Annotated in this window: 11 protein-coding genes and 1 pseudogene; 7 read left to right on the forward strand and 5 right to left on the reverse strand. The window is 74.1% G+C overall.

Annotation, left to right across the window (positions count from 1 at the left end; genetic code table 11):
• The first annotated feature begins 82 nt into the window (after positions 1–82).
• On the forward strand, positions 83–670 hold the full coding sequence (locus QIT00_RS38175; protein WP_282540114.1) for a methylated-DNA--[protein]-cysteine S-methyltransferase: 588 nt from the start codon (positions 83–85) through the stop codon (positions 668–670).
• Between the two features lie 47 nt (positions 671–717).
• Here QIT00_RS38175 and QIT00_RS38180 read toward each other — a convergent pair whose 3' ends face one another.
• Positions 718–1,080 carry a cupin domain-containing protein gene (locus QIT00_RS38180; RefSeq protein ID WP_282540106.1) on the reverse strand — a complete coding sequence of 121 codons (363 nt, stop codon included), beginning with the start codon at positions 1,078–1,080 and terminating at the stop codon, positions 718–720.
• 145 nt (positions 1,081–1,225) lie between these two features.
• On the opposite strand from QIT00_RS38180, the gene QIT00_RS38185 reads away from it, so the two are divergent.
• The 4 genes from QIT00_RS38185 to QIT00_RS38200 all read left to right on the forward strand — a co-directional run bounded on the left by QIT00_RS38185 (position 1,226) and on the right by QIT00_RS38200 (position 5,097).
• A complete protein-coding gene (locus QIT00_RS38185; protein WP_282540107.1) occupies positions 1,226–2,263 on the forward strand; it encodes an ABC transporter substrate-binding protein in 1,038 nt (345 codons plus the stop codon).
• A complete protein-coding gene (locus tag QIT00_RS38190) occupies positions 2,260–3,054 on the forward strand; it encodes an ABC transporter permease (RefSeq protein WP_282540108.1) in 795 nt (264 codons plus the stop codon). The genes QIT00_RS38185 and QIT00_RS38190 overlap by 4 nt, the downstream gene beginning before the upstream one ends.
• A gap of 160 nt (positions 3,055–3,214) precedes the next feature.
• Positions 3,215–4,117 (forward strand): pseudouridine-5'-phosphate glycosidase, encoded by a 903-nt coding sequence (locus QIT00_RS38195; protein WP_282540109.1) that lies wholly within the window; start codon positions 3,215–3,217, stop codon positions 4,115–4,117.
• Positions 4,114–5,097: a carbohydrate kinase family protein gene (locus tag QIT00_RS38200; RefSeq protein ID WP_408909944.1), complete on the forward strand. Its 984-nt coding sequence runs from the start codon at positions 4,114–4,116 to the stop codon at positions 5,095–5,097. Before QIT00_RS38195 ends, QIT00_RS38200 begins: the two co-directional genes overlap by 4 nt.
• Before the next feature lie 634 nt (positions 5,098–5,731).
• On the opposite strand, the gene QIT00_RS38205 is transcribed toward QIT00_RS38200, so the two are convergent.
• From QIT00_RS38205 to QIT00_RS38215, 3 genes are all read right to left on the reverse strand, one after another.
• Entirely contained in the window at positions 5,732–6,532 is an 801-nt protein-coding gene (locus tag QIT00_RS38205; RefSeq protein WP_282540110.1) for a methyltransferase domain-containing protein, read from the reverse strand.
• A 196-nt stretch (positions 6,533–6,728) separates the two neighbouring features.
• Positions 6,729–7,148 carry a CBS domain-containing protein gene (locus QIT00_RS38210; RefSeq protein ID WP_282540111.1) on the reverse strand — a complete coding sequence of 140 codons (420 nt, stop codon included), beginning with the start codon at positions 7,146–7,148 and terminating at the stop codon, positions 6,729–6,731.
• A gap of 175 nt (positions 7,149–7,323) precedes the next feature.
• Positions 7,324–7,992, reverse strand: coding sequence for a nucleoside/nucleotide kinase family protein (locus QIT00_RS38215; protein WP_282540116.1), 669 nt, complete (start codon positions 7,990–7,992; stop codon positions 7,324–7,326).
• 171 nt (positions 7,993–8,163) lie between these two features.
• Between QIT00_RS38215 and QIT00_RS38220 the strand changes: the two genes are divergently transcribed.
• A complete protein-coding gene (locus QIT00_RS38220) occupies positions 8,164–8,646 on the forward strand; it encodes an anthrone oxygenase family protein (RefSeq protein WP_282540112.1) in 483 nt (160 codons plus the stop codon).
• A gap of 122 nt (positions 8,647–8,768) precedes the next feature.
• Positions 8,769–9,563, forward strand: a complete 795-nt coding sequence (locus QIT00_RS38225; RefSeq protein WP_282540113.1) for a DUF2293 domain-containing protein — start codon at positions 8,769–8,771, stop codon at positions 9,561–9,563.
• A 45-nt stretch (positions 9,564–9,608) separates the two neighbouring features.
• Here the strand turns inward: QIT00_RS38225 and QIT00_RS38230 are convergent.
• Positions 9,609–9,720 (reverse strand): annotated as a pseudogene (locus QIT00_RS38230) (D-2-hydroxyacid dehydrogenase family protein); the annotation flags it as partial.

Below are 9,720 nucleotides of genomic sequence, written 5' to 3' on the forward strand. Positions count from 1 at the left end.
CGTCGGCGGCGGGGCCGGGGCCGGTGTCCGCATGGCGGCCCCAGAATTCCGCGGCCGGATCGCGATCCGGGGCCCGTTGTCAGTGCCCGGTCGTACGGTTGTCTGCGTGAACGCGAACCGTGATCCGCAGACCCCCGGCCAGGGCGTCGAGTGGGCCGTCGTCGACAGTGACATCGGCCCGCTGCTCCTGGCCGCGACCGGCCGTGGGCTCGTCAATGTCGTCTTCCACGCCGATGCGCAGACCCGGAAGACGGCCGTCGACAGACTCGCGGCCCGCTTCGGCGCCGCGCCCGTCGAGGCCCCCGGCTCCGCACGTCTCGCGGAGCCGATACGCCAGCTCGCGGCCTACTTCGCGGGCGAGCTGCGCTCGTTCACGCTCGACCTGGACTGGTCGCTGATCTCCGGCTTCAACCGTGAGGTGCTGCGCGAGCTCGCGGCGGGTGTGCCGTACGGCGCGGTCGTGGGGTACAGCGAGTTGGCTGCCCGGGTCGGCCAGCCGGGTGCGGCCCAGGCCGTGGGCGCGGCCATGGGCGCCAATCCGCTGCCGGTCGTGGTGCCGTGCCATCGGGTGGTCGAGAGCGGCGGAGGGATAGGCGGGTTCGGCGGCGGCCTGGAGACCAAGCGGCACCTGCTCGCCCTCGAAGGGGTTCTGCCGAGACCGCTGTTCTGAGCCCCGCACGCGCCCAGCCGCTCTGAGCCCGAACGCGCCCATGAGCCCTAGAGGTTGATGTGGTACGCCTTGCGGAGGGTCTCGTGCACGGTCCAGGTCGTGCGGTCGCCCTCGCGCAGGACGGCCATGTCGCCCGGGCCGATCTCCAGCACGTCCCCGCCCTCGACCTCGACGGTGGCGCGTCCGCTGACGACCACGAAGAGCTCGTCGGCCTCGGTGTCGGTGACCACTCCGGGGGTGATCTGCCAGATGCCGCGCACCTGCCGGCCGTCCGGGGACTCCCAGAGCACCTTGCCGGTCACGACGGGGTCGCCGGAGACGATCTGCGCCGGGTCGAGGGGCTCCGGCTCCAGTTCGGCGTCGGGGATGTGCGTGATGAACGAGGCGGGCGCGGCGTCGGTTGTCGTCATGGACGGTCACTTTAGAGCGCGGTCGAACGGCTCACGCACTGAGGTCTTTCGGCTGTTCACCGGCCACCGCGGGCTCAGTATGCGGTCTTGAACCGCGGACGCGCCATGCACTATCCAAGTTACTTCTGGTATGGGGGAGTTGACGGTGGCACAGCAGACCGAGCACAAGGCGCCACGGCGCCGTTCGCCGCAGGCGCGGGGGGTACTGCGCCGGCTGGTGGCGGTTCCGGTCGCGCTGCTCCTGCTCGCGACCGGCTGCGGAGGCTCGGCCTCCGAGGGCGGCACGGGCGCGGGGAGCGACGGGCTGGAGAAGTCCACGGTGGCCGTCGCGGCGACACCGCTCGTGGACAGCGCCGCGCTCTACATCGCCCAGGAGCGCGGCTACTTCAAGGACGAGGGGCTACGGGTGCGGGTGCGGCCCGTGCAGCAGAGCGTGCAGGCCATCCCGGCGCTGGCCAACGGCCAGGTGGACGTCGTGGCAGGCGGCAACTACGTGACGCTGCTCCAGGCGCAGGACCGGGGCACCTTGAAGGTGCGGATCCTCGTGGACGGCGTAGCCCTCGCCCCGCGCTCCATGGACGTCGTCGTCCTGCCCGACTCCCCGATCCGCACGGCGGAGGACCTCCAGGGCCGCAAGGTCGCGGAGAACGTCCTGCACAGCGTTCAGTCGCTGCGGCTCGACGCGATCCTCGAGGCCGCGGGCGCCGACGCGAAGCCGGTGGAGTACCGGCAGGTCCCCTTCCCGCAGATGGCCGCGGCTCTGGAGAAGGGGCAGGTGGAGGCGGCCGACATCACCGAGCCGTTCCTGACGGACGCCAGACGCAGACTCGGCGCGCGCGTGGTCGTCGACGGCGTGAGCGGCCCCGCCTCCGGGCTGCCCCTCTCCGGGTACGGGACGACGCAGCGGTTCACCGACGAGAACCCGAGGACGGCGGCCGCCTTCCAGCGGGCCGTACAGCGGGCGCAGCGGGATGCGGCGCAGAACCGGGACCACGTCGAGGAGGTGCTGCCGGGCTACACGAAGCTCGATGTGCGGACGGCCCGCGCCATCGCGCTGCCCACCTACGCGCGCTCCAACAGCCCTGAGCGCATCGGGAAGTTGATCACGATGATGACGAAGGGCGGCCTGCTGAAGAAGCGGCTCGACCCGGAGAAGCTGCTGTTCCGGGCAGGGTCGTCATGAGCGCGGCGACGGCACCCCTCTCCCGGCCGCGGCGGGTCCTGCTCGGGCTCGTCGGCGTCCTCGTCGTGCTGGCGGCCGGAGAGGTGGCGGGCCGTGCGGGCATCGTGCAGCAGGCCTATCTGCCGCCGTCCTCCGAGGTCGTGGCGCGCGCGACGCAGCTCGCCGGTGACCAGCTCTTCCTCGAGGGTGTGGGGACGACGCTCAGCGTGTGGGCGTACGGACTGCTGCTCGGGTGTGCCGTGGCCGTGCCGTTGGGGGTGCTGTTCGGCAGCGTGCCGAAGGTCGACGCGGCGGCGCGTGCCGTCGTGGAGTTCCTGCGGCCGATCCCCTCGGTGGCGCTGATCCCGCTGGTCGCGCTGCTGCTGGGCACCGGCAGTGAGATGCAGGTGACGGTCATCGCGTACGCGTGTGTGTGGCCGGTGCTGTTCAACACGGTGTACGGGCTCGGTGATGTCGACCCGGTCGCCAAGGACACCTTGCGGGCTTTCGGCTTCGGGCGTCTGCAGGTGCTGTGGCGGGTGTCGCTGCCGGCGACCGCTCCGTTCATCGCGGCGGGGGTACGGATCTCGGCGGCCGTGGCGCTGATCCTCGCGGTCGCGTCGGAGATCCTGTCGGGCTTCGGTGAAGGGCTCGGAACGTTCATCGCGCAGGCCTCCCAGATACCCGACGGCACGACGGACGTCCTGGCGGGCACGGTGTGGGCGGGTGTCCTTGGCCTCGGTATCAACGCGCTGCTCGGGTGGGGGGAGAGGCGGCTGATGCCCTGGGTGGGGGCGCGCAGGGGAGCCTGAGCGCCCGCACGCGCCTCCGCCGCGCCTCGCGCGGGGTTTGGGCGGTGGGTGGCACCGCCAGGGATGAGACGAGGGCGGAAGAGCCGGGCGCGAAGGGTCGCGACGGGAGGCGGACCCGCGCTCGGGAAGGGCCACGGGTGCGGGCGATGGGAGGTCACGGATGCTGATCGTGTCGGAAGAGGTCAGGGAGGCGTTGGCGGCGGGGCGGCCGGTCGTGGCCCTGGAGTCGACGATCATCGCGCACGGGCTGCCACGCCCGCAGAACCTCCAAGTGGCCCTGGAACTGGAGGAGTCGGTACGCCGTGAGGGTGCCGTGCCGGCGACGGTGGCGGTGCTGGACGGGCGGGCGAGGGTCGGCCTCGACAAGGAGCAGGTGGAGCGGGTCGCGTCGGGCGACGGCATCCGGAAGCTGGGCCACCGGGACCTGGCGCCGGCGCTGGCGACGGGGGCGAGCGGGGCGACGACGGTGTCGGCGACGGCGTTCCTCGCGGCACGCGCGGGCGTACGTGTCTTCGCGACGGGAGGGCTCGGCGGGGTGCACCGGGAGTGGACGTCGACCCAGGACGAGTCGGCGGACCTGGCGCTGCTGTCCCGTACGCGGATCGCTGTGGTGTGCGCGGGGGTGAAGTCGATCCTGGACGTGGCGGCCACGTTGCAGCGGCTCGAGACGCTGGGCGTGGCGGTCGCCGGGTACGGGACGGACCGCTTCCCCGGCTTCTACCTCACCGACTCGGGACACCCGGTGGACTGGACGCTGAACTCGCCCGAGGAGGTGGCGGCGGTGCTGCGGGCGCAGGACCTGCTTGGTGGGCCCCAGTCGGCCCTGATCGTGGCGAACCCCGTGGCCGAGGAGGAGCAGCTCGATCCCCGGCTGCACGCGCGGGTGCTTGACGAGGCGCTCCGGGAGTGCGCGGAGCGCGGCGTCACCGGGCAGGCGGTGACGCCGTTCCTCCTCGACTACCTGGTGCGGCACACGGACGGGGCGTCGCTGCGGGCGAATCTGGCGGCGGTGCGGGGCAATGTGCGGCTGGCGGCCCGGGTCGCGGCGGCGTGGTCGCGTTGAGCCCGGGGGTACGGCCGGGCGAGGCGGTGGAGGTACGGCCGGGCGGGGCGTCGGGGCCCAGGCCCGGCGGGCTGCTTGTGATCGGCGATGTGGTGACGGATGTGGTGGCGCGGTACCGTGCGCCGCTGGCTCATGGCACCGACACGGCCGCCGCGATCCGTCTGATGCCGGGCGGGGCGGGCGCCAACGTGGCGTGCTGGGCGTCGCGCTGGGGCTGCGCGGAGGTGACGCTGCTCGGAAGGGTGGGCGCCGAGTCGGCGGCGTGGCACGAGCAGGCTCTGCGTACGGCAGGGGTGCGGCCGCGCCTGGTCGTCGACGCGGAGGCGCCGACGGGGACGGTGATCTGCCTGGTGGACGGGGCGGCGGAGCGGACGTTCCTGACGGACAGCGGGGCGGTGCTGCGGCTGCGGCCGGCGGACTGGTCGCCGACGCTGCTCGACGAGGCGGCCCATCTGCACCTGTCGGGCTACCTGTTCTTCGCCGACGCCAGCAGAGCCACGGCACGGCTCGCGCTGTCGGCGGCACGCGCGCGAGGGATATCGGTGAGCGTCGATCCGGCGTCCGTGGGGTTCCTGGTGGAGACGGGGGTGGGCCGGTTCCTGGACGCCGTGGAGGGGGCGGAGGCGCTGCTGCCGAACCGGGAGGAAGCGGCCCTGCTCGCGGGGTTGCCCGCGCCGGATCCGCCCGACCCGCCCGGTCTGGCCGTGGCGGCGGAGGCGGCGGCGAAGCTGGGGAGCCGGTTTCCGCTGGTGGCGGTCACGGCGGGCGCGGAGGGTGCACTGGTCGTGGAGGGCGGATCGGCACCGGTGCGGGTGCCGGGCGTACGCGTCGCGGCACGGGACTCGACGGGCGCCGGGGACGCCTTCACCGGTGCCTTCCTGGCCGCCCGCCTCACGGGCGCCTCAGCCGTGGAGGCGGCGCGAGAGGGGTGCCGGGCGGGGGCGCGGGCGGCCCTGCGGGTGGGCGGGCGGCCTGGCTGAGGCGCCTCCGGGGGCGGGCGGCCCTGCGGGTGGGCTGGGTGGACGGCCTGGCTGAGGCGCCTCGAAGGGCGGCGGGCGGCCGGGCGGCTGCCCAGCTGCCAGCTGACGGCAGGCGCAGGCGCGGGCGGCGGGCGGTAGGCGCAAGGGGCAGGCGGCAGGCGGCTGCCAGCCGACGGCACGCAGGCGGCGGGCGGCGGGCGAAGGCGCAAGGGGCAGCGACGGCACACAGACGGCAGGCACAGCGCCTGACGGCAGACGGCGGGCGGCAGGCGACAGGCAGGCGGCAGGCGGCTTCCAGCCGACGGCACTCAGGCCGCAGGCGGCGGGCGGCGGGCGCAAGGGGCAGGCGACTGTCAGCCAACGGCAGGCGCAGGCGACAAGCGGCAGGCGGCAGGCGGCAGGCGGCAGGCGGCAGGGGCTGTCAGCCGAACGCACACAGGCGGCGTCAGCAGGCCGCAAGCGGCAAGCGGCAAGCGGCAAGCGACAGGGCGACTAGGCACAGGCGGCGAGTAGCACGGGCTACCAAGGAGCGAGTAGTACGGGCTGCCGGAGGCGTAGTACGGGCTTCCGGGAGGAGGGTGAGCCGGGCTGTGGGCGGCGCGGGCCGCAGCCCCTCCGCCGTGCCTCCTGCGCCCTACGCCTTGCGCCCCCAAGCCGAGATCAGCGGAGACGTCGCCAAGTCCAGGGTGCCGCTGGCGAGTTGGGCGAGGTAGCGGTCGACGTCGGCGCTCGTGACCAGGGAGCGGGCGACGAGGCGGTCGCGGGCCTCCTGGACCGTGGCGGTCTCCAGGGCCGCGGCCGCGGGGGCGGTCAGCGGGAAGTACGCCTCGGCCTCGACCTGGGCGAGGCCCGCCTCGCGCAGGAGCCGGGGCAGCCTGCGCCCGTAGGCGGGGTCGGCGCCGCGTTCGGTGAGGAGCGCGCGCAGGCCTTTGCGTACATGGTTGGCCAACTGCTGGGCGGGGCCGTGCTCTTCGGGGCAGCCGAGCGGCTGGAGCGCGTCGTCGGCGTCCTCGATCAGCAGTCGGCCGCCGGGGCGCAGCGCCCGGACCATGGCGCGCAGGGCGCGGTCGCGGTCGGTGACCTGAGAGAGGACAAGCCGGGCGTGCACCAGGTCGAAGCCCTCGCCGGGCGGTTCCTGTGCGGACACGTCGTGGCAGCGGACCTCCACTGGCGGCCGGGCGGCGGCGCTCGCGCGGGAGATGTCGAGGTCAGTGCCGACGACACGACCGGTGGGGCCGACCCGCTTGGCAAGCCAGCCGAGCACGGTCGGGCCGCCCGCGCCGACCTCCCAGCAGCGCCAGCCGGGGCCGACGCCGATGCGCTCGAAGTGCCGGAACGTGCTCGCGTCGAAGAGGGCGGCGGTCGCGTCGAAGGGCTGACCGGCCTCGGTGGGACGGGGATCGAGGAGGTATCCATGGGTTCGCGTCTGCGTCATGCCGCGATCATCCCAGTTGATCCGTTTTTATTCCGGATCAACCGGCCGAACGGCGTTCCGCCGTAGGGAGCCACGGACCGGTACGTGGGCGGGCCGCGGTGGCGGGTGCGGGAGGCGGGAGGCGGGAGGCGGGACACAGGGCGGCGCCGGGAACCCGAGCGGGTCCCGGCGCCGGGACGCGTCGATGCGACGCGCCTCAACCCCTCGCGTACACGCTCCCCGCCCAGGCGGCGATCTGCTCGTCGGTCAGGTGCTGGGCCAGGTCGGCCTCGCTGATCATGCCTACGAGGCGCTTGTCCTCGATGACCGGGAGTCGGCGGATCTGGTGGCCCTGCATCTCGCGGAGGACGGCCTCGATGTCGGCGTCGGCCTCGATCCAGCGCGGCGTGCCCTTGGCCATCTCGCCCGCGGTGACCGTGGTCGGGTCGTGGCCCATCGCCACGCAGCCGACGACGATGTCACGGTCGGTGAGGATGCCGCAGAGCCGCTCGTTCTCGTCGCTGATCGGGAGTGCGCCCACGTTGAGCTGGCGCATCAGCTGCGCGGCGCGGTCCAGGGTCTCGTGGGCGGGGATCCACTGGGCACCGCGGTGCATGATGTCTCCGGCGGTGGTCATGATGTGCCTCCGTAAGCCGGGTTGGTTTGTGGGCGGGTGTGGGCCGGGTTCCTGCGCGACGCGAGGGCGTCGCCGCCACCGGCGCACTCAATTCTCGTCGCGCCCCGAGTACCCCGCACCTGCGCGAGCAACCCGCCACTCTCCGTAGCGAACCGCGTGCCCTGGCCGAACGTCCTCACGCGCCCCCGGCTCCCCAGGCCGGCCGCCGGGGGTCGTCGGCGCGTACGAGAACGTCCGCCGCGGCCTGCGGAGCGACCTCCTCCGCGTACCGGGCGAAGGCCGGAAGGGTCCAGTGCTCGTCCGGGGGCGTACGGCGTCGCAGTGAGCCCGGGGTCAGGGCCAGGTGGACCGTGAGGTCGAGGGGGAACCACTGGCCGAGGAGGAACGGTCCGTGCAGCAACAGGACGCCGCCGGGCGGGAGTCGGACGTACGGACTGCGGGTGGCGCGGTCGGCGGCGGCGTCCCACAGGTCGGGCAGGATCCGGCCGGTGCCGCCGGTGCCGCCGGTGCCGCCGGGGTCGAGCGGGCCGAGCACCTCGCGCCAGAGGGCGCCGGTGTCGAACCAGCCGTCGTAGTACGACTCGGGGTCCCGGTGTCCGTACTCGAAGCGCAGCGACGCGGGGCGCAGGAAGTCCTCGGTGTCCACGACCTGCGGGGACCGGCCGCGTACGCGGAGGGCCTCGGCGAGGCGGCGGGCGAGGTCGCCGGTGCCGGCGGCCGGGGCGCCGTCGATCCCGATGCGCGGCCAGGCGCCCCCGTCGGCCGGGGCTAGGGCGGCGATGCGGTCGGCGAGGGTGTCGGTCAGGCGGTCCCAGGTGATCGGTTCGAGTCGCACGCGGGCCATGATGCCCGGCCATGGACGCCCGACCGTCGGCCGGTCGCAGCCGACGCCACGCCACCACGCCGTCACCACGCCACGCCACCACACCATCAGGCCGCCACGCCGCCAGGGAATCCGCTTGCCCCGCACGCCCCCTGGCGGCAGGATCAACGGGCCGCGCTCAAAGGGGAGTTCATGATCGACGGACCGTTCTTCGTACTCACGCTGGTGGCCGCGCTCGGCTGCGGACTCGTCGCAGGTGTCTTCTTCGCCTTCTCCACCTCGGTGATGCGTACGCTCGCGGCGCTGCCGCCCGCGCAGGGCATCGCGGCGATGCAGAAGCTGAACGTGCTGATCATCAACCCCTGGTTCCTGCTCGTGTTCGTCGGGACGGCGGGCGTGTGCGTGGTGGTGGCGGTGGTGACGTTCGTGCTGTGGCCGGACCCGGGCACGGTCGCGCTGCTGCTCGGCTCCGCGCTGTACCTGTTCGGCTCGTTCGGGGTCACCGTGGCGGCGAACATCCCGCGCAACGACGCCCTGGCGAAGCTCGACCCTCAGGCGCAGGAGAGCGTCGAGCCGTGGCGGTCGTACGTACGCGAGTGGACGGCCTGGAACCATGTGCGGGCGGCCGGGGCGCTGGCCGGATGCGCGGCGTTCGTGCTGGGGCTCGCCGCCTGAACGCAGCGACAGCGACGGCGACAGCGACACCGTGAAGACCGACAGCGACACCTTGATGACACAGTGAGGCATCAAGAGCGCGAGCCATGTGAGGCGCCCCGCCCACCGGGTACATACCGCTCATGCCACCCTCCTCGGCCAGGATCAGGCCAAGCCGCAGCCCGAGCCCGAGCCCGAGAGCGAGAGCAAGACCGTCAACGGAGGGCGGCGGCGCGGGACTTGAGGCGATCCAGCCGCTCGGCCGGCGGAACCGGCACTGCGCGGAGTGCGCCGCGGGGCCGCTCGCGCTGCTCGTGCGCGCGGACGGCGCGCCGCACTGTCTGGACTGCGCCGACCTTGGGCACCTGGTGTTCCTGCCGCGCGGGGACACGGCGCTCACCCGCCGTGCCAGGGAGGCCAGTTCGCTGTCGGTGGTCGTGGTGCGCAGGAATCGCCGCAGGCGGCGGTACGAGCGGCAGGGCGTCCTCGTCGAGGAGGCGGCTCTCGCCCTGGCCGAGCGGCGCTGCCTCGCGGACGCGGACGCGCGGGCGCGGCGCCGGGAGCGGGACGCGGCACGGCGGGCGGCGGAGGACGTACGGTTCACGGCGGCGTTCGCGGCGGAGATCCGCACCCTGTTCCCGAGTTGCCCGGCGGAGCGCGCGGAGCGGATCGCGGCGCACGCGTCCCGGCGCGGCAGCGGGCGGGTCGGGCGCAGCGCCGCGGGCCGGGCCCTGGACGCCGCGGCGGTCACGGCCGCGGTGCGGGCGGCGGTACGGCACGACGACTCGGACTATGACGCGCTGCTGATGGCCGGAGTGCAGCGGGCCGAGGCGCGGCGCCGGGTGCGGGGCGTGGTGGACGGAGTCCTGGACGGCTGGCGCGAGGCCCGTACGCCACGTACGCCACGGTGGCCCGGCCGCGCCGAACCGCGCACATAAGCGCCAGGGCCTCCCCCCGCCTCCCCTGACCCGAACCCGAACCCCTCAGCCGAGGACCCGAATCGGCCTCCCCGCCAGGAACGCCGCGATGTCCTCCACCGCGCCCTGGAAGTACCCCTCGTAGTTGCGTCGCGTGACGTAGCCGAGGTGCGGGAGG

This window comes from Streptomyces luteolus, from assembly GCF_029968015.1.
Classification (GTDB): Bacteria; Actinomycetota; Actinomycetes; order Streptomycetales; family Streptomycetaceae; genus Streptomyces; species Streptomyces luteolus.